16 protein-coding genes and 3 pseudogenes are annotated in these 20223 nt (G+C 47.6%); 8 read left to right on the top strand and 11 right to left on the bottom strand.

Annotated elements, in window-relative coordinates; genetic code table 11:
• The 3 genes and pseudogenes from JCM16496_RS22165 to JCM16496_RS16845 all read right to left on the bottom strand — a co-directional run.
• On the bottom strand, positions 1-427 hold a 427-nt coding region (locus JCM16496_RS22165; protein ID WP_244440459.1), incomplete at its 3' end, for an NVEALA domain-containing protein.
• A gap of 148 nt (positions 428-575) precedes the next feature.
• Positions 576-1667, bottom strand: a complete 1092-nt coding sequence (locus JCM16496_RS16850; protein ID WP_244440458.1) for a winged helix-turn-helix domain-containing protein — start codon at positions 1665-1667, stop codon at positions 576-578.
• A gap of 189 nt (positions 1668-1856) precedes the next feature.
• Positions 1857-3421 (bottom strand): annotated as a pseudogene (locus tag JCM16496_RS16845) (ATP-binding protein).
• Positions 3422-3587: 166 nt separating this feature from the next.
• On the opposite strand from JCM16496_RS16845, the gene JCM16496_RS16840 reads away from it, so the two are divergent.
• Together JCM16496_RS16840 and JCM16496_RS24710 are read left to right on the top strand one after the other, a co-directional pair.
• Positions 3588-5336: an ATP-binding protein gene (locus JCM16496_RS16840; protein WP_025835726.1), complete on the top strand. Its 1749-nt coding sequence runs from the start codon at positions 3588-3590 to the stop codon at positions 5334-5336.
• A gap of 113 nt (positions 5337-5449) precedes the next feature.
• Complete coding sequence (locus JCM16496_RS24710; RefSeq protein WP_262482783.1) at positions 5450-5584, top strand: hypothetical protein; 135 nt, start codon at positions 5450-5452, stop codon at positions 5582-5584.
• A gap of 272 nt (positions 5585-5856) precedes the next feature.
• Here JCM16496_RS24710 and JCM16496_RS16825 read toward each other — a convergent pair whose 3' ends face one another.
• The 6 genes and pseudogenes from JCM16496_RS16825 to mnmL all read right to left on the bottom strand — a co-directional run bounded on the left by JCM16496_RS16825 (position 5857) and on the right by mnmL (position 10700).
• Positions 5857-6876 (bottom strand): type II toxin-antitoxin system HipA family toxin, encoded by a 1020-nt coding sequence (locus tag JCM16496_RS16825; protein ID WP_025835721.1) that lies wholly within the window; start codon positions 6874-6876, stop codon positions 5857-5859.
• On the bottom strand, positions 6873-7202 hold the full coding sequence (locus JCM16496_RS16820) for a HipA N-terminal domain-containing protein (RefSeq protein ID WP_025835720.1): 330 nt from the start codon (positions 7200-7202) through the stop codon (positions 6873-6875). Before JCM16496_RS16820 ends, JCM16496_RS16825 begins: the two co-directional genes overlap by 4 nt.
• 16 nt (positions 7203-7218) lie before the next feature.
• Positions 7219-7413 (bottom strand): helix-turn-helix domain-containing protein, encoded by a 195-nt coding sequence (locus tag JCM16496_RS16815; RefSeq protein WP_025835717.1) that lies wholly within the window; start codon positions 7411-7413, stop codon positions 7219-7221.
• 164 nt (positions 7414-7577) lie between these two features.
• Entirely contained in the window at positions 7578-8390 is an 813-nt protein-coding gene (nagB, locus tag JCM16496_RS16810) for a glucosamine-6-phosphate deaminase (RefSeq protein ID WP_005835260.1), read from the bottom strand.
• A gap of 117 nt (positions 8391-8507) precedes the next feature.
• A complete protein-coding gene (locus JCM16496_RS16805) occupies positions 8508-9710 on the bottom strand; it encodes an FprA family A-type flavoprotein (RefSeq protein ID WP_025835715.1) in 1203 nt (400 codons plus the stop codon).
• Positions 9711-9771: 61 nt separating this feature from the next.
• A pseudogene (mnmL, locus tag JCM16496_RS16800) lies at positions 9772-10700 on the bottom strand (tRNA modification radical SAM protein MnmL/YtqA).
• Positions 10701-11015: 315 nt separating this feature from the next.
• Here mnmL and JCM16496_RS16795 point away from each other — a divergent pair.
• The 6 genes and pseudogenes from JCM16496_RS16795 (at position 11016) to JCM16496_RS16765 (ending at position 18657) form a co-directional block, all read left to right on the top strand.
• Positions 11016-11975: an ROK family protein gene (locus tag JCM16496_RS16795; protein ID WP_005823887.1), complete on the top strand. Its 960-nt coding sequence runs from the start codon at positions 11016-11018 to the stop codon at positions 11973-11975.
• Entirely contained in the window at positions 11968-13119 is a 1152-nt protein-coding gene (locus JCM16496_RS16790) for an MFS transporter (RefSeq protein WP_025835713.1), read from the top strand. Before JCM16496_RS16795 ends, JCM16496_RS16790 begins: the two co-directional genes overlap by 8 nt.
• 31 nt (positions 13120-13150) lie before the next feature.
• On the top strand, positions 13151-13912 hold the full coding sequence (locus JCM16496_RS16785; protein WP_005823892.1) for a sugar isomerase domain-containing protein: 762 nt from the start codon (positions 13151-13153) through the stop codon (positions 13910-13912).
• A 343-nt stretch (positions 13913-14255) separates the two neighbouring features.
• Positions 14256-16468: pseudogene (locus JCM16496_RS16775) on the top strand (S9 family peptidase).
• A 142-nt stretch (positions 16469-16610) separates the two neighbouring features.
• Entirely contained in the window at positions 16611-17492 is an 882-nt protein-coding gene (gene lipA, locus JCM16496_RS16770; RefSeq protein ID WP_025835711.1) for a lipoyl synthase, read from the top strand.
• A gap of 46 nt (positions 17493-17538) precedes the next feature.
• Positions 17539-18657, top strand: a complete 1119-nt coding sequence (locus JCM16496_RS16765; RefSeq protein ID WP_025835709.1) for a hypothetical protein — start codon at positions 17539-17541, stop codon at positions 18655-18657.
• Here the strand turns inward: JCM16496_RS16765 and JCM16496_RS16760 are convergent.
• Complete coding sequence (locus JCM16496_RS16760; protein WP_025835707.1) at positions 18623-19327, bottom strand: SAM-dependent methyltransferase; 705 nt, start codon at positions 19325-19327, stop codon at positions 18623-18625. The two genes, JCM16496_RS16765 and JCM16496_RS16760, sit on opposite strands and share 35 nt — an antisense overlap.
• Positions 19327-20184 carry an enoyl-ACP reductase FabI gene (locus JCM16496_RS16755; protein ID WP_025835705.1) on the bottom strand — a complete coding sequence of 286 codons (858 nt, stop codon included), beginning with the start codon at positions 20182-20184 and terminating at the stop codon, positions 19327-19329. Before JCM16496_RS16755 ends, JCM16496_RS16760 begins: the two co-directional genes overlap by 1 nt.
• Positions 20185-20223 lie beyond the last annotated feature (39 nt).

The following is a 20223-nucleotide window of genomic DNA, read 5'->3' as shown; positions in this document are numbered from 1 at the left end:
TTCCATGCAAATCCATCACCACAGCCTTATCTCCCTGCATCCGAATACGGAAAGGGTAGCGGAACAAAGCGGTATCCAGCGGAATAACTGTTCCTTTCAGTTCCTGCATTTGTGGGAAGTCGGCATAAAGCATCCCGTCACCATTTGGAGTAGATGTACAAGTCGCTAAAGTAATGAACAAGAACAATATGTTAATAAAGTTCTTCAAGCTATAATCTTTTGCAACATATTTTACCTTACTACTACTTATCGGACAATCCACAGAGCCTACGCCAGCACAAATATAAACGTTACCCGTTTCACCATACGCCAAAGCCTCTATATTCTCCAACATCAAGCGCTCCAAATTTTTGCTTTTAGAATTTAATTGAAAAGAAGCGACTGCCGCCACCAAAACAAAACCAATAAATAAGAATTTCTTTTTCATGTTTTTCACATTAATAGTTGTTATTTGAATGATGGTGGCAAAGGTAACGGAAAACAAAAACTTCATCCCAATTTTAGGGCTGACAATAACTGACAATGTATGTTTTTACTTGATTGTCAGTTATTGTCAGCTTATAGTATAGGCCTACTTACACGGAATTTTCTTCGATGAAATGGGACTTTTTTAATTGATAACTGAAGTTTTCATTTTCTATTGTATAATTTGAAATTTGAGATAAATATCCACGCAATCTTCTGACATTTGTATACAGCTTATCCGAAGTTCCATTACCATTCGGCCACAATAAACACAGAATTTCATCATTGGACAATCTACAATCTTCCATATCCAAAAAACCTTGTAGCAATTTGGCTGATAATGGAGCCAACTTCACACAAGCATCACCCTTTTTCAGCATATTTAAATCAGCATCAAAGCGTAATCCATCTTCCAACCGATAAATATGCGATTGGCTTTCATGGCAGGCAATTACCGGAATTTCCTTTTCAATAACAACCGGAATATTCTTTACGAAAAGACGACGATAAATTCTATCCACATAATCCTGCACAAAGAACAGCAATATGCAACCGACAATCAAAGCACCCAACAGAAGCATATCTTTCCAAGAAAGAATCACCCACCAAGGACCATAAAGGTATCCGGTAACCCCCACTTCGCATCTATATCCTAAATAATGAGCAACCAAACTATCTGATTTCGACAAATAGAGAGAGTCACCAGAATAACTACAAGTCTCATGTTCCCACCAATCCAACACAGAGACACGTACCACCGTTTTTCCGGGATATTCAATCCGTCCCAATAAATTCTTCCATACCAAGTCCAAAGAGTCAGCAATCAAAGGACGTTCTTCAAGCACAATCGAGCGTATCACCCTCCAATCAGAAGGGCGTTCTATATTATGAATATGCTTTTCATAAGGAATGATGAAATCTTTTTCTCCATATTCACTTACCATAGATACCGTTATCGGTTCTTTCTTTTGGTCATTGGCATCCACGATGGATAAATTAATATCCCCCTGCATATGGAAAGGTATCTCCACCTTTTGTTTCTGCAACTCTTCTCCCAAAGCCACACGAAAAGCACTGCGTGCTTGTGTCTTCCAGAACTCCATACGGTTCTGATACAAGAACCAACCGGTAATTACCGCTGCCACAACACCTATGGCTACGTATATCAATAGCATTTGCCGTCTCTCTCTTTTCTCGTCCATGTTGTGTGTGTTCAAATATTAATCCGCCTCAAAGTTAGATATTTTTTTTTACAAGAGACACCCATCTTAATCATCTTCTTACTATTTGCCTAATAAAGGATGGTAAGATACCATTGCGCAGCAGGTAAAAAACTTGAAGAAAAACGAGAAAACCATAAAAATATGGCATAAGCATACTGACAAGAGTTTCTAATCCGCTTCTGCAATTTTCCACCCGCCAATCGTCCGCGTGGCACTGTCAAAGTTCACGCCAATCTTCACCACACGTCTGCCGTCCACCCGGTAAGGAATGGCATACTGCTTGCTGTCAATCTGCGCCAATGCCTCTTCCGGGGTGCCGTCGTACTTGAACTCGAAAACATAAATAGCATCCTGCAGCTTCACCACCACGTCCGCACGGCCTACGGCACTCTTCACTTCCGAATCCACATATTGCCCCATCAACCGGAACAACAAATAGAAGATGGTCTGATAATGCTTTTCGGTCTTATTCTCCAAATCATTGGGAATGGAAGCGAAGAAGGAACGGGTACGCTCCAAGCAACTCTCCACATCACCCTTCATCAAGTCGCGAAGGAAAGAGACGACGTAGAAAGTATTGTTCTGGGCAGGCAAGTGCACGTAAGAGGGAAGCAGGGATTCAATGAAACCTTTACGAACCTCACCATTGGGATAGGCCAAACGATAGATTTGGAAATCACGGTCATAACCCTTAATGGTCAGGTAACCACTCTGGTAGAGCACCGGGATGGGGCTTGTAATCTGTTCCGTAGGCGCATCAAACTGCTCATCGGTAGCCTCAACCCCTTCCAAGGCACGTACATCGAAATCGGCATGTCTAAGTATATCTATCAGGAAAGTAGGCGTGCCCGTAGAGAACCAATAGTTCTTGTACTCCTTGGAATTGAAAGCATTGAACAAGCTGAACGGATTGTAAATATCAGCGCATCCCTTACTGAAATGATAACCGTTGTATTGGTATTTCAAATGTTCGCAAGCCTCCTCGTAAGTCTCGCCATTGGCGGCTGCCATCTGCTCGATATCGGATTTCAGTTGTGTCAACAACTCTTCCTCGGTGATGCCGCAAAGGGCACTGAAGTCATCGCGCATGCTGATGTTCTGCAAATTGTTCAGTCCGCTGAAGATGCTCAGCTGGCTGAACTTGCTGATGCCCGTAATGAACAGAAAACGAAGGTATTGACCCAATCCTTTGAGGGGACTGAAGAACTTGCGCATCTCCGTGCGGAGCTATTGTTGCAGCACCGCATCGGAATTGCTGTCGAGCAAAGGGGCATCGTATTCGTCAATCAGCACTACAACCTGTTTACCGGTCTTGGCGTAGGCACGCAGATGATGCCTTGCAGGCGGGCAGCTGCCCCTGTTTCCTCTTCCTTTTTTCCATAAATCTCCTCCCAACGGGATAAAAACAAGTTCAATTGCCCCGTCAAATCACGGACTTCGGTATATTTCGTCAGACTGAAATCGATGTGCAACACCGGGTAGGATTCCCAATCCTGCTCCAGCCGTTCCATCGCCAAACCTTTGAAAAGTTCCTTTTTACCCTGGAAGTAAGCCTCCAGCGTAGACACAAGCAGGCTCTTGCCAAAACGGCGAGGACGGTTGAAAAAGTAGTACAAACCAGTATTCGCCAGTTTATAAACCAGCTCCGTCTTATCCACATACACACAATTCCGGTTACGAAGTTCCTCAAAATTCTGTATCCCTATCGGATAACGTCTGCCACTCAATTCCATAGCTGCTACTGTTTTTAATTATAAGTATGACAAAGATAGCACATATTCCGCAAAAAAGGGGAAAGCACGCCCTTTTTTCATCCCCACTGCCTGACGCAAAAGGAGCAAGCAATTGGGAAAATCAAATTAAATTCATACATTTGTGCCAATCAAAACCCTGATTGCCATGTACGAAAGACCCAAGCGCAAGCGTATTCCCTACGGAATGATGAACTTTATCGATGTCCGCGAAGACAATTGTTACTACGTGGACAAAACCCGTTTCATCCCCATGATAGAGGATGCCAACAAGTACTTCTTCTACATCCGTCCAAGGCGGTTCGGCAAAAGTCTCACCATCTCCATGCTGCACCACTACTATGACGTGCGCGACAAGGCGAATTTCGAAAAATGGTACGGCGGGCTCTACATCGGCGAGCATCCCACGGAGGAGCGAAACTCCTACCTCGTGATTTACCTGAACTTCGCCGTAGTGAATGCCGAGCTGCACAGCTACCGCCAATCGCTTGACGCGCATTGCAACACCGAATTCGACTTCTTCTGTGACGTATATGCCGAGTATCTGCCCAAAGACATCAAGGAGAAGATGAACGAGAAGCAGGGAGCCGTGGAGCAATTGGACTACCTCTACAAGGAGTGCTATAAAGCAGGCCGGCAAATCTTCCTCTTCATCGACGAGTACGACCACTTCACCAACAAGATACTGTCCGAACCCGCCTGCCTGGACGGCTACAAGAGCGAAACGCACGGCACGGGCTATCTGCGCAGCTTCTTCGACACCGTGAAGGCGGGTACCTACTCCTCCATCAAGCGGTGCTTCGTCACCGGCGTAAGCCCCGTGACGATGGACGACCTGACCAGCGGATTCAACATCGGCACCAACTACTCCCTCTCCCCCGAATTCAATGAGCTGACCGGATTCACGGAAGAGGACGTACGCGAGATGCTGGCGTATTATTCCACCACCTGCGAGTTCCATCACACGGTGGATGAACTGATTGAACTGATGAAACCGTGGTACGACAACTATTGCTTTGCAGAAGAGACATACGGACGGACATCCATGTTCAACTCCAACATGGTGCTCTACTTCATAGACAACTACATCCGAAACGGTGGTAATCTGCCTCGCAACATGATTGAAGAGAACATCCGTGTGGACTACAACAAATTGCGTATGCTCATCCGCAAGGACAAGGAGTTTGCGCATGATGCCTCTGTCATCCAGACCCTCGTGCAGCAAGGCTATGTGACGGGAAACCTGAAAACGGGCTTTCCCGCCGAACAGATTACAGACCCCGACAACTTCGTCAGCCTGCTGTTCTACTTCGGGATGCTCACCGTCAGTGGAACCTACATGGGAAAAACCAAGCTCACCATTCCTAACCAAGTGGTGCGCGAGCAATTGTTTGCCTACCTGCTGGACACTTACCACGAAAATGATTTAAGCTTTGACAGCTACCAAAAGGATGAACTGGCCTCCCGCCTCGCCTACCTCGGCGAATGGCATCCCTACTTCGGCTACATCGCCGACTGCCTGCACCGCTATGCCTCCCAACGGGACAAGCAGAAAGGAGAATCTTTCGTACATGGCTTCACCCTCGCCATGACTGCCCAGAACCGCTTCTATCGCCCCGTGTCCGAGCAGGATACCCAAGAGGGCTACGCCGACCTCTTCCTCATGCCCCTTACCGACATCTATAAGGACATGACGCACAGCTACATCGTCGAACTGAAATATGCCAAAGGAAAAGAGAGTGACGAAGCGGTGGAAAAGCTCCGCCAAGCAGGCATCGCCCAAGCCAACCGGTATGCCGACAGCGAAACGGTGCGGAACGCCGTGAAGCACACCACGCTGCACAAGATTGTGGTGGTATATCGGGGGATGGAGATGGCGGTGTGCGAGGAGGTGTAGCAGAGATTCAATGAGTTTTCCGTAGCCTGCCCAAAGCATCATCGCACAGAGGGATTCCTAAGAAAAAGGAAACTTTTCACTACATTATTCCTCTTATTCAGGAAAGATTTCTTATGTTGCTGGAAGCATCAGCCACCACCGGATGTGACAATCTGCTCATCATCACCAGAGACGAGGAAAGCAGATTGGAGAAAGAAGGAAAAGCCATCCAAATGATACCGGCATGGAAGTGGCTACTGAATTCGTAATCAGCAACTTGCCACTGCAAAGTCATTGCATACATTTTGCAGTGATACTGCATAGCGCTTGCAGTAAAAATGCAGCGAGCATACAGAAGCCGGATTTACAAGTATGTTAAAACAGATCGATGAGGGTAAGAATGTGCTCCCATAGTTACCCTCATAGCTGCTTTCATAGCCGGAGTACCCATGAATAAAAGGTTTCGAAAGATTTATGAGGGTATGAGAGTAAAATGTGCTATAACCTTTTTCTGAGAATTCCGAGCTCATAACAAGCATAGTTATTCCCTAATCGTCAAATAGCTATTTATTCTTCCTTTATAATTCAACTTATATTCTTTCTTCAAGTCGTCGGACAAAAAAGAGTTGTCAATCAGTTCATCCGTCTCAGGCCGGATTTCACAGAAGGAATCCAGTACATTCTTTATACTTGTATCCGGAAGCCCTATCAGTCTGCCAAATTCAAAAAAAGTACGTCCTACTACTGCCAACGACGAACCGTAAAAATATCCAGACTTAGGTTCTGAAAACAAACCTCTACGCATTGCAAATATCTCATCATCCACATGCAAACGGGTATTCAACAAATCATAAGCCGGAGATAGTTTGAACTTGCCACGATTGTCCTCCAACAAAGAAAAATTCTTCAAATGGGCATCCCCGTTACAAAAGACATAATTGAAAACCATCAACGTAAAGAAACGGTATTTATCTACCATCGGCATAGAGCTATAACGGTCAATAAGTACGGCAAAATCTTGATACGACAAATGATCATATTTATAGTTAGAACCTCCCTGCCTATTTGTCAAACCTGCCAAAGCTGCAAAATCTTCCTTTCTCAGCTTCTCATCACCGACGATGTCAAAACGACGCACAAAATAAGCAGGTTCTCCACTACTGAAAAAACACAATCCATTAGGAGCTGTCTGAATTTTGAATATTTGAGAAGCTATCTGCATCGTCAAATGCTCATTGGCAGCACAGTAGACAGCATTCCGAATATGTCCGGGCTTAGGTTTAAGAATATATAGACCTTGTTCGGAAGCCGTTGTCAAACGCAACACTCCACCATCAACCAGCAAAGAAAATTTTATTTGTACCCCCGAAAGAGAAATCCGTTTACTATTGTCCGTAAAAGTGTCTATTACAGAAGGGTCTGTATCCAAGTTTTCATAAGGCAAAATCGGAGACACGCTTACTCCATCAAACAAAAGCTTTTCCGCTTTTGCAGAATAACCGGATTCGCCTTTCACCCGCTGCAACAAAGAAGGGCAAATGTGATATTTATCTTCTTTCATTTTATTAAAGGTTTTACCGTAATAGCACCAATCGTATCGGTATGTGCAGTTGCCAAAAGAATTCCGAAATCATCTTTCTCATCAATCTTCAACAAGCGTGACTGAATCCGGCGGTTCTCACCTTCAGAAGTCATATTGAAAAAGACCGGAAAAAGAAATGAGGAATGATACTCTTGACAGTCTTTCGGCATAGTCAGAGAAACTGCCGGTTTAGACACATCATTAAAGTAAGCATCATCATACCGGAATGCATAATGTTTACCGTCTGTTTCAGTCAAGATACCGGCAAATGTTCCTTTTACATATACCGCTGCTCTCCTCTCCATCTGTCATTACTTTTAATTATTGAACAATCATTTCCAATCCCAACACAGCCAAAACCCGATGCAAGACATCAAAACAAGGATTTCCTTCTCCCCGCTCTATGCGCATCAGTGTATTGATGCCTACCCCTGCCAAAGTAGCAACTGTAGCTTGGTCAAGCAGGCTTTCCTTACGCTTTTCCCGAATAAGTTTTCCTATTTCCTTCAAGTTCATATTCACAATATATGGTGGATTCAGTACAAATGTAGCAAAAAAAGATTAAGAAACAAAGGATTTCACAATATATGGTGAATTTGCAGAAAACGAAAAAGCGCATTGGCAGCCTGACTTAAACAAGTCTTACCGCCAATACGCTTTTCATTTAATTTGCTATCTGCTTACTTCAGCAAACTTTCCGCATCCAGGTGCTCCGCCTCAATATCCTTGAAGTAGCGGTAAGTACCCACCTTCAATTCTTCGGTAGCCGCATCGTCACAAACGATGATACCCTTTTCGTGCATCTGCAAGGCGCTGATGGTCCACATCTGCATCACGGGACCCTCGACTGCATGATAGAGGGCACGTGCCTTGTTGTGTCCGTTTACGATAATCATTACCTCGCGGGCGCTGAGCACAGTACCCACACCGACGGTCAGGGCAGTCTTGGGCACCTTGTTCACGTCGTTGTCAAAGAAACGGGAGTTGGCAATGATGGTATCGGTAGTCAATGTCTTCTGGCGGGTGCGCGACGAAAGGGAAGAACCCGGCTCGTTGAAAGCGATATGTCCGTCGGGGCCGATACCGCCCATGAAGAGGTCGATGCCGCCGTAGGACTTGATTTTCTCTTCATAGCGTGCACACTCGGCATCCAGGTCGGCAGCGTTGCCGTTAAGGATATTGGTGTTCTCCGGCTTGATGTCTATATGGCTGAAGAAGTTGTTCCACATAAAGGAATAGTAGCTTTCGGGATGTTCCTTGGGCAAACCTACATACTCGTCCATATTGAAAGTCACTACGTTCTGGAAAGACACGATGCCTTTCTTGTTCAGGTCGATAAGTTCCTTGTACATGCCCAACGGAGAAGAACCGGTGGGGCATCCCAATACAAACGGTTTTTCAGGTGTCGGATTAGCAGCCTTGATTTTGGCAGCCACATAATGTGCCGCCCACTTTGATACGGATTGATAATCCGGTTGAATGATTAGTCTCATGAGATTGTTTTTATTAGGTTAATAAACGTATTTTTAAGAGTCTGGGGTTAGGGATAAAGGATTAGGGATAAAGGATAAAGGATTACAACACCAACCTTAATCCCTAATCCTTAATCCTTATCTACTTCTATCCTTCTTCAAACGCTCTGCCATGGCACGTGCCAGGTTTTCGCATTGTTCGTAAGTAATGTCTTTCATGGCCTGCTTCATCTCTACCGGGTCGCCCACAATCTCGAACTTGCTCTTTTCGGCAAACTCGCCCATACGCTTCACGGCAGCACCCGCCCAGCAGAAGGAGCCGAAGTATCCCAGATAACGTCCCTTCACTTCGCGTACCAGAATCTTGGAAAGCAAGGATTCTATCTCAGGATAAATCTGGTTGCTGTATGTGGGACCGCCAATGATGAGTCCTCGATACTTGAAGATATCGGCAATGATATAAGAAGGATTGCTCTTGCTCACATTGTGCATCACGATGTTCTTGATGCCTTGTGCAGAAAGTTCCGCCGCAATGGCTTCCGCCATCTGCTCCGTGTTGCCGTACATGGAACCGTAAGCAATGACCACACCTTCGTCAGCGGCGTAACGACTCAACTTGTCATAGATACCGATAACCTTGGCTATGTTTTCCGTCCACACCGGTCCGTGCGTAGAGCAGATGGTGGAAATGGGCAGACCACCCAGCTTAGCCAACGCCTTCTGCACCGGAGAACCGTACTTTCCTACAATGTTGGAATAGTAGCGAACCATCTCATCCCAGTATCTGTCCAGATTGATGCGGGTATCCAGGAATCCTCCGTCCAACGTGCCGAAACAGCCGAAACCGTCACCGGCGAAAAGAACTCCTTCCGTTTCGTCAAAAGTCATCATCGTCTCGGGCCAGTGCACCATCGGAGTCATATAGAAACGGAGTTTATGATGTCCCAAAGCCAGAAAATCCTCGTCCTTCACCATGTATTGTTCGCCCGTCACGCCATAAAAGCCCTCTATCATGCCGAAAGTCTGCTTGTTGCCCACGATGATGATGTCGGGATAATGCTGCTTTATCAGGCGGATAGAGCCCGAATGGTCCGGTTCCATATGGTTGATGATGAGATATTGGATGGGGCGCTCGCCGATGATACTCTTTATCTTGCGCAGATACACCTCGAAGTAGCAGATGTCTACCGTATCGACCAAAGCGACCGTTTCATCGTCTATCAGGTAAGAGTTGTAGGAAACCCCATACGGCAACGGCCACATACCTTCAAACAAATGCTTATTGCGGTCATTCACTCCCACGTAGTGGATTTTTCCTTTTATCACTGTTTTTGGGTTCATAATTATTCTTTATTTAGATTGATTCCATATTTAAAGTTGCGGCAAAAATAATTCTTTTTTCTCACATTTCATACTTCTTTCCCTGATATGCACCGAGTTCTTTCATTCTTTTTTGAACCCGATGATTAAATTCATAATTTTTCAGTCCCCAGTCGGGTGCAATGAGCAGTTCCTTAGGAGACTGGGAGACAAAACGCTCCAGCACCAAGTCCGGCCGCAGATGCTCGATATAGTCTATCACGAGGTCGATATATTCCTCCACGTCAAACAGATGGAAATCTTCGGGATGCTGCCGGTACTCCAGAGCCATGCGGGTACCCCTTATCAGTTGCAACTGGTGCATCTTCAAGGTAGTGAGTGGCAGGCGGGACAACACACCGGCTTGTGCTACGATACTTTCGTGCGTCTCGCCCGGCAGTCCGAGGATGACATGCCCACCGGTCAGTATTCCGCGCGAAGCGGTTCTTTCCACCGCATCGGCGGCGGCATGGAAAGTATGCCCGCGATTGATGCGGCAAAGTGTCTTGTCGTCGGTACTCTCTATGCCGTACTCCACTAAAAGGAACGTATGCCGGTTCATCTCCTCCAGATAGTCCAGCAGGCTGTCGGGCATACAGTCCGGACGGGTGCCGATAACCAGGCCCACCACTCCGTCTGCCGACAAGGCCTCCTCGTATTTCCGCTTCAGGTCTTCCAATTCGCCATACGTATTGGTATAGGCCTGGAAATAGGCGAGATACTTCATCTCCGGATATTTGTGTGCAAAGAACTGCTTACCTCTTCCAGCTGGCGGGTAATGGATTTCTCCGTACGGCAATAATCGGGGTTGAAGGTCTGGTTGTTGCAATAGGTGCAACCGCCGACTCCTTTGTTTCCATCCCGGTTGGGGCACGTAAAACCGGCATTCAGCGATATTTTCTGTACCTTATAGGGAAAATATCGCTTCAGAAAAAGAGGGAACTCATTATAGAGCGTAGATTTGGTTTCCATACATATTCCTTATGTAAGTGGCAAATATAGGATTTTTCCGTGGGATGAACCTGCAAAAACAAGAATACTTTCCACCCGATTTGTTAACGAACATAAAACAGAAAATTACTTCCTGCACTAAAAAATGTTTCATCCACTGATATATAACTAATTAATTGGGAGAGAGTACATCCAAGCTCAATTACATTAAACACAATTTAGTGATTAGACACTCTTTTTACACACAATTTCCTCAGCTTATACTCCTCAAGAATGAAATAAATTCATAGCTTTGCATACAACCTTAATGAATCAACCTATAAATACTATAACACCATGGCAACAATCGCATTGGACATAGGCGGCACCAAAATAGCCAGCGCCATTTTCTTTCCGGACGGAAGCATGATGTTTAACCGCAAACGGCTCCTGAAAGGAAGAACCGGTCACGAAGTGGGCAAGCTCGCCGCGGATATCCTCGCCAAACTTCTTACCGTAGCACGCAGAAGCCGTATACACGTCGACGGAATAGGTGTCTGCATCCCCGGTATCGTTTACTCCCAAACCAACCGGGTATGGGCCCCCAACATACCGGGCTGGGACAACTACCCCCTCTATGAGGAGCTGCGCAGTGTAACGCCTCCGGGCATCGAGATATACATCGACAGCGACCGTACCTGCTATATGTATGGAGAGATGTGGCAAGGTGCCGCCAAAGAATGTCACAGTGCCATATTCATTGCCGTGGGAACCGGTATCGGTGCCGGCATCATCATCGACGGGCACGTGTTGCACGGAGCCAACGACATTATCGGCGCCACCGGCTGGATGGCCCTGCAACCTCCCTACCGGGAAGAGTATGACGCATGCGGATGTTTCGAATATTACGCTTCCGGCAATGGTATCGGGGCACGGGTACGCGATGCCGTACGCGCCAACAAGGCATATAAAGGAAAACTGCGCCAGAAACCCATCTGCCGCATATCGGCCTATGATGTGTTCAGTGCCTATAATGAAAAAGACCCTATCGCCATCTCCGTATTGCACAAAGCCGTCGAGATGTGGGGCATGGCTTCCGCAAATCTGGTCAGCCTGCTCAACCCGCAGAAGATAATTTGGGGCGGAGGCGTATTCGGCCCTGCCGGTATCTTTATAGATGACATTTACAAGGAAGCCTGCAAATGGGCGCAGCCGCTCAGCATCAAGCAGGTGGAATTTGTACCTTCTCAATTGTCCGGTAATGCCGGACTGATAGGAGCAGCGTTTCTTGCCATCAAAAATCACTTGTATGAGTAACAGTTATCACAAGAATCTCGTATTCACGGCAGCGTGCATCGGGATGTGTTTCTTCGGAGTCTCCATGATTACATTGGGAGCAGTGTTGCCATCCCTCATAGCCAAGCTGAATCTGAGCGGGTTGCAGACAACCTCACTGGTCACTTTCCTGCCTCTGGGCATGCTGGCCGGTTCCCTGATTTTCGGTCCCATCGTAGACCGGTTCGGACATAAAGCCCTGCTGGTGCCCAGCTGCATCATCGTACTGCTGGGAATGGAAGGACTTGCCTTCTTTGAAAGTGTGCCACTGCTGCAAGCTTCCATCGTCGGCATCGGCTTGAGTGGAGGCATCCTCAACGGAGAAACCAATGCATTGGTATCCGACATCTCGGGAGAATCCGAAAAAGGGTCGCGTCTCAGCTTTCTGGGCATGTTCTACGGACTGGGCGCATTGGGCATACCGATGTTGCTGGGCTCCCTTTCCAAGCATTATTCATTCGAAACCATCTTGCCGGGAATTGGCGTAGTGATGCTTGCAGGCATTATATTCTGCATCCCCGTACGCTTCCCCGCCCCTAAGCAGGCGCAAGGTTTCCCGGTAAAAGAGGGATTGGGACTGCTGAAAGAAAGCAGCTTACTGCTACTCAGCTTCATTCTTTTTTTCCAAAGCGGCATTGAGGGTGTCTGCAACAACTGGTCTACAAGTTACTTTGGGCAGATGACGGATATTCCGGCCAATCAGGCATTGATTGCACTGACCTGCATGGTAGCGGGACTGACTGTGGCACGTATGGTGCAGGTTGCGATATTCAAGAAGATAAAACCGGAAACCGTACTGCCCTACAGCCTTACGCTCACTGCCATAGGCTTCTGTTTCCTTATGTTCTCGCCGGGTTTTGCACGCGCGGCAGTCGGCATGGTGCTGGTAGGTATGGGGCTGTCGGCCACGTATCCCGTGATACTCAGCATTCTTGGAAGCCGGTACCCGTCCTTATCGGGAACAGCATTCAGCGTGGCGCTTGCCATAGCCCTCGTCGGCCAGACTGCAATGAACGGCCTGATGGGCATGGTTTCCCAATACGCCAATGGCATCGGGCTTTATCCTTATCTGATGATTGCCTCACTTGCCGTCATGCTCCTTTTGTATAAACGCTCACTCAAATAAATTTATTAACTTCTTAAAAAACAAAAAAGTTATGTTAGCACTCGAATGGTTAAAGAATGCCCATGGCATTATGGAAAAGCTGGAGGCTACCCAGTTGGAAAACATCAAGAAAGCAGCCACTGTTATGGCAGATTCCATCGAAGCCGGTCGTTGGGTCCACACGTTTGGTTGCGGCCACGCAACAATTCCCGTAGAAGAAATGTATCCGCGTATCGGCAGCTTTGTAGGATTCCACCCGCTTTGCGAATTGCCTCTGACATTCTTCACGCAGATTATCGGCCAGATGGGTATTCATCAGTTCCTCTTCCTGGAACGGGCAGAAGGCTACGGCCAGGAAATCATGAAGAACTATGATTTTGATTCCAAAGACTGTATGTGGATTTTCTCACATACCGGTATCAATGCCGTCAATATAGACATGGCATTGGAAGCCAAGAAGCGCGGCATGAAAGTTATCGTATACGGTTCGGCCAGCGAAACGGGCGACAAGGCCAGCCGTCACTCCAGCGGAAAGAACCTCTTCCAGTTGGCAGATATCGTAGTGGATTCCTGCGTTCCCCTGGTAGACGCCTCCGTACCTTTGAAGAACCACTTCGACAAGGTAGGTCCGCTGTCTACATTGAGTTTCGTCACCATGGTATGGATGACCATCACTACCGTTGCCGAAATCCTTGCCGACCGTGGCGTACACTTGTACATCCATCCGTCACACAACGTTCCGGGTGACACAACCGCCCACGAACGACTGGATGCAGCCATTGCAGAATATCAAAGAAAAGTCAAGTGCTTGTAACGAAAGATATTCCAATCATCATCTCATCCAATCATCATCTATAAGTGACGGACGCCCGTCCCTGCTTCGCCCCCAAGGAGCAGGACGGGCTTTTTCTGTTCAGAAAGAATAAAATCGGCCCACAGCTTCGATAAATCTTCCCTTTGTTGTATATTTGTTCCGTCTTTCGGTTCGCTCCCCATCCTCTCCCTACTTTCTCCGTGCCTATACAGAGGGAGGAGGTAAGGAGGAGATAAGGAGAAGATAGGGAGAAGATAGGGAGAAAGGGAAAAATGTTCTGTTTTTCGGAATATTCCCATGCCTTAATCCCGCCAACGGATTTATGAATACATAAAATTAAAATATGAAACAGATAAGCATCGCACTCCTCCTCTGCCTCTGTACGCTGGCAGGTTTCGCCCAAAGTGGCAAGGCGCTCGATTTGAAAGAAATCGTATCGGGCAAGTTCACTCCGAAGAACATTTCCGGCGTTATCCCCATCCCGGGAGACGGAGAACATTATTCGCAGATGAATGCGGACAGGACACAAATCATCAAATACTCCTTTAAAACGGGAAAACCCGTGGAAGTGCTGTTTGATGCCGCTACCGCACGCGAATGCACGTTCAAGACATTCGACAGCTACAGCTTTGCTCCGGACGGCAGCAAGCTGCTCATTGCCACCGAAACAACTCCCATCTACCGCCATTCCTATACGGCTGTGCATTACATCTACAGCCTGAAGCGCAACCTGGACGGTAAAATCAACAATATTGTGGAAAAGCTTTCGGACGGCGGCCCGCAACAGGTGCCCGTATTCTCACCGGACGGCAATCAGGTGGCTTTCGTACGCGACAACAACATTTTCCTTGTAAAACTGCTCTACGGCAACAGCGAAAGCCAAGTGACGGAAGACGGAAAACAGAACGAGGTGCTGAACGGCATCCCCGACTGGGTTTACGAAGAAGAGTTCTCCTTCAACCGTGCGCTGGAATTCAGTGCCGACAGCCAGATGCTGGCTTTCATCCGCTTCGACGAGAAAGATGTTCCCTCCTACTCTTTCCCTCTTTTTGCCGGACAAGCCCCCCACTTCACCCCTTTCGAGAAGTATCCGGGAGAGTATACTTACAAATATCCTAAAACGGGAGAAGTAAATTCCAAAGTGTCCGTACACACCTTCGACATCAAGTCGAAAGTGACCCGCAAGATAAACGTGCCGGTAGATGCAGACGGCTATATTCCCCGCATCCGCTTTACCCAAGACCCCAACAAGCTTGCCGTCATGACGCTGAACCGCCATCAGAACCGGTTCGACCTATACTTTGCCGACCCTCGCAGCACGGTAGCCAAACTGGCTCTGCGTGATGAAAGCGATACCTATATCCGCGAGAATGTATTCGACAACATCGTCTTCTATCCGGAAAATTTCAGCTTTGTCAGCGAAAAGAGCGGATACAACCATCTGTACTGGTACAGCATAGGCGGCAATCTGCTGAAACAAGTGACAGCCGGACAATATGAAGTGCAGGAATTCCTGGGTTATGACCCCGAAGAAGGGAGCTTCTACTTCAGCAGCAACGAGGAAAGCCCCATGCGCAGTGCCATCTACAAGATTGACCGGAAAGGCAAAAAGACCAAGCTATCGTCACAAGCCGGAACAAACAGTGCGCAGTTCAGTGCGAACATGAAGTACTATATGAACCGTTATTCCAATCTGGACACTCCGACCGTCATTACGCTGAACGACAATACGGGCAAGACTCTTGCCACCCTGATGGACAATGCGGCATTGAAGCAGGAAATCAGCGGCTATGACATGCCACGGAAGGAATTCTTCACTTTCCAGACTTCCGACGGAACCACATTGAATGGCTGGATGATGAAACCTGCCGACTTCTCCGCCGGCAAGAAATACCCGGTACTGATGTACCAGTACAGCGGCCCCGGTTCGCAGCAAGTGCTCGACAAGTTCAGTGTAAGCTGGGAAACCTACATGGCATCGCAAGGCTATATCGTGGTTTGCGTAGACGGGCGTGGCACCGGAGGACGTGGTGCCGAATTCGCCAAATGCACCTATCTGAACCTGGGTATCAAGGAAGCCAAAGACCAGGTGGAAACCGCCCTCTACATGGGCAACCAGCCTTATGTGGACAAAAACCGCATCGGAATCTGGGGATGGAGTTACGGCGGATACATGACCATTATGAGTATGAGTGAAGGAACACCGGTATTCAAGGCCGGAGTAGCCGTAGCTGCCGTTACCGACTGGAACTACTACGACACCGTTTACGGTGAACGCTTTATGCGCACACCGAAAGAAAACGCCGAAGCTATAAGGCCAGTTCTGCCTTTACCCGTGCCGACAAGCTGCACGGCAACCTGCTGCTGGTACACGGCATGGCAGACGACAATGTACACTTCCAGAACTGTGCCGAATATGCCGAACAACTGGTACAGCTCGGCAAACAGTTCGATATGCAGGTTTACACCAACCGTAACCACAGTATCTACGGAGGAAACACCCGACTGCACCTATACACGCGGTTGACCAACTTCTTCAACAAAGAATTGAAATAACAAGTTCACCACAAAGGACACGGTTTCTTTCTCACCACAGAGGACACAGAGTCTCACAGAGTTTATTTAAATCTTGTCCTCTGCACTGAAAAAGCTCTGTGCGCCTCTGTGTCCTCTGTGGTGAAAAAACTACCATCACACTATGCCCGAAAGAGTACGTAAGCCCGAATGGCTCAAAATAAGCATCGGTGCCAACGAGCGCTATACCGAGACCAAACGCATTGTCGAATCGCATTGCCTACATACCATCTGTAGCAGCGGTCGTTGCCCCAATATGGGGGAATGTTGGGGAAAAGGCACCGCAACCTTCATGATTGGGGGAAATATCTGCACCCGGTGCTGTAAGTTCTGCAACACGGCGAGCGGAAAGCCCTTGCCACTGGATGCCGATGAGCCTACACATGTGGCAGAGTCCATCGCCTTGATGAAACTCTCCCATGCAGTCGTCACCTCCGTAGACCGTGACGACCTGCCCGACTTAGGCGCGTCGCACTGGGTACGTACCATCCGGGAAATCAAGCGGCTCAACCCTGACACCACCGTCGAAGTGCTGATTCCCGACTTCCAGGGAAGAAAGGAACTCGTGGCACAAGTCATCGATGCACAACCGGAAATCATTTCGCACAACATGGAGACTGTCCGCCGCATCAGCCCCCTCGTACGCAGTGCCGCCAAGTATGAGACAAGCCTGGAAGTGTTGCGGCAGATTGCAGAAAGCAATACCACCACCAAGTCCGGCATTATGGTGGGATTGGGCGAGACTCCGGAAGAAGTGGAAGAACTGATGGACGACCTCTGCCGGGTGGGCTGCCACATACTGACCATAGGCCAATACCTTCAACCCACACACAAACATTATCCGGTAGCAGCATATATTACTCCCGAACAATTTGCACTCTACAAAGAGAAAGGATTGGAAAAAGGGTTTCAGCAAGTGGAAAGCGCTCCATTGGTACGTTCCTCCTATCATGCGGAAAAACAGATTCATTTTATACAAAAAAGGAGCAAAATAGGAAACATTTAAATCTCCCAGTTGTTATGATGTAAACGACAAAATCATAATACGGATAATGAGCCATCAAAGAATTCTATCATCAAGATTCAATATGTCGCTGGGATTCATCCCTGTTATAATATCCATCATATTATGCGAGTTTATAACACAGGACATGTCCATCTACATCGGTGCAGGTGTAGGACTCTTATTTAGCATCTATTCGGTGAAGCATAGAGGAACGCATGTTCCGCAAATCATACTTTACTGTACTACCGGAATGTTACTGTTATTATCGGTAACAACCCTATTCTTCGTAAACTACTGTCCCCGTTTCATGCTTCCGTTCACGCTGGAAATCAGCGCCATCATCCCCCCGTTCATCATCTACCTCAATAGGAGAAGGTTTCTGGACTACCACATGTCCCAGACACAAAAATGCAGTAAGCAGCTTTTTGCACAAGGGGCAGAAGCCGCCATCGTATCCGCACGCGTAATCCTTATCATAAGCTTGCTGCATTTTCTGATTATCTCCTTGGCGATTCTGGTCAGTTACCCTTTGGGAGACACTACCCGCTACATTCTGTTTTATGTGGCGCCTCCCCTCGTCTTTATATCAAGCATTCTGTTCAACCAGTTCGGCATCTTCTATTTCAATATAGTGATGAACCACACGGTTTTCGTACCGATAGTCAATACCAAAGGAGACGTTACGGGGAAAGCCATCGCCTCAGAGGCCATCAACCGGAAAAACAACTATATCAATCCGGTTGTCCGGATTGCCGTTGCCTCACACAGCATGCTGTTTCTCCTCCCCCGCCCCAAATGCAACGTTTTCGAGAAAGACAAAATCGACTTGCTGATGGAGGGTTACCTGATATATGGAGAAACGTTGGAACAAGGCGCACACAGAATAGTACGGCAAACGCTTCCCACCGCCCCATTAGACCATCTGCACTTCAACCTCATGTACCATTTTGAGAATGAAGCCACCAACCGCCTGGTCTATCTCTTCACGCTCGACCTGGACGATGATTCCATCTTATGCAATAAGAATTTCAAGGGTGGAAAGCTATGGACGTTCCAGCAGATGGAACACAACCTGGGACGGAACTTCTTCAGCAGTTGCCTGGAATATGAATTCGAGCACCTGGAAGCTATTATTTATACAAGAGAAAAATACAAGGGATCTTAGAAAGGTCGGGGGCTTTGCCCTGCCACTCCCTCACAGTCTTGGTTTTGATATACTCCCCTTCACAAGTAATGTTCGCCGCAATGCAGAGCTTGGTCTGCGGACGGCAGTTATGAAGAATATCCTCTATCATCTTATTATTGCGGTAAGGCGTTTCAATGAAAAGCTGGGTCTGGTGTTCATTGTAGACGCGTTGTTCCAGCATTTTCAGCTTTTTGGCACGCTCTGCCGGTTCTATGGGAAGATAACCGTGAAAGGCAAAGCTCTGTCCGTTGAAGCCGGAACCCATGACGGAGAGGATAATGGAAGAGGGTCCCACCAAGGGGACCACTCTTAAGTTTTTCCGTTGTGCAATAGCCACTACGTCCGCTCCCGGGTCGGCCACAGCCGGACAACCTGCTTCGGAGATTACGCCCATCGGCTGCCCCTCCACCAGCGGCTTCAGATAGCCGGAGATGTCTTCGGGCGACGTATGCTTGTTCAACGTATAGAATGTCAACGCATCAATATCTATTCCCTTGTCCACCTTCTTCAGAAATCGGCGTGCCGAGCGCACATCCTCCACGATGAAATGGCGGATTCCCAGTATTACCTCCTTATTATGAGGAGGCAACACCGTTTCAATAGGCGTATCGCCCAGGGTGACTGGCAAAAGATAAAGTGCGAGTTCCATTAGCCGTAGATGATATTTCCGTTTTCGTCCTTATACTCATCCAAACCCTTCTCATAGGTAGCCATGGCGCGAAGACTCATACCTACGCTGGAGAAACCTCCATCGTGGAACAAGTTCTGCATGGTGACCTTGCGGGTGAGGTCGGAAAACATGACGATACAATAGTCCGCACACTCGTCGGCAGAAGCATTGCCCAGAGGAGACATGCGGTTGGCGAAGTCGAACAGCTTGTCCATACCCTTCACACCGGAACCGGCAGTGGTCATCGTGGGAGACTGGGAAATGGTGTTGACACGTACATGGTGTTCGCGTCCGTAGATGTAACCGAAGCTGCGGGCGATGGATTCCAGCAGTGCCTTGGCATCTGCCATATCGTTGTAACCGTAGAACGTACGCTGCGCAGCCACATAACTCAGCGCCAGGATTGAGCCGTAGTCGGCAATGGCGTTGAGCTTCTTGGCAGCTTGTATCATCTTGTGGAAAGAGACAGCGGAAATATCCAGCGTCTTTTCCAGCATATCGTAATCCAAATCATCGTATGTACGTTTCTTACGCACATTGGGAGACATACCGATGGAGTGCAGCACGAAGTCAACCGGGCCACCCAATACTTCCATAGAGCGTTTGAATACATTTTCCAAATCTTCTACACTTGTAGCATCTGCAGGAATCACCTCACAGTTCAGTTTCTCCGAAAGAGCGGACACTTCGCCCATACGTACGGCAACCGGCGTATTCGACAAAGTGATGGTCGCACCTTCTTCTACTGCTTTTTCTGCTACTTTCCAGGCAATGGACTGCTCATTCAGAGCACCGAAAATAATGCCTCTTTTTCCTTTCAACAAATTGTAACTCATACCTATTTTTAGTAAAATTCGGCTGCAAAGATAGGAAGT

Source organism: Bacteroides rodentium JCM 16496 (genome assembly GCF_000614125.1).
Lineage (GTDB): Bacteria > Bacteroidota > Bacteroidia > Bacteroidales > Bacteroidaceae > Bacteroides > Bacteroides rodentium.
Note: the sequence above shows the minus strand (reverse complement) of the source record. Positions and strands in the feature narration are given on the sequence as shown.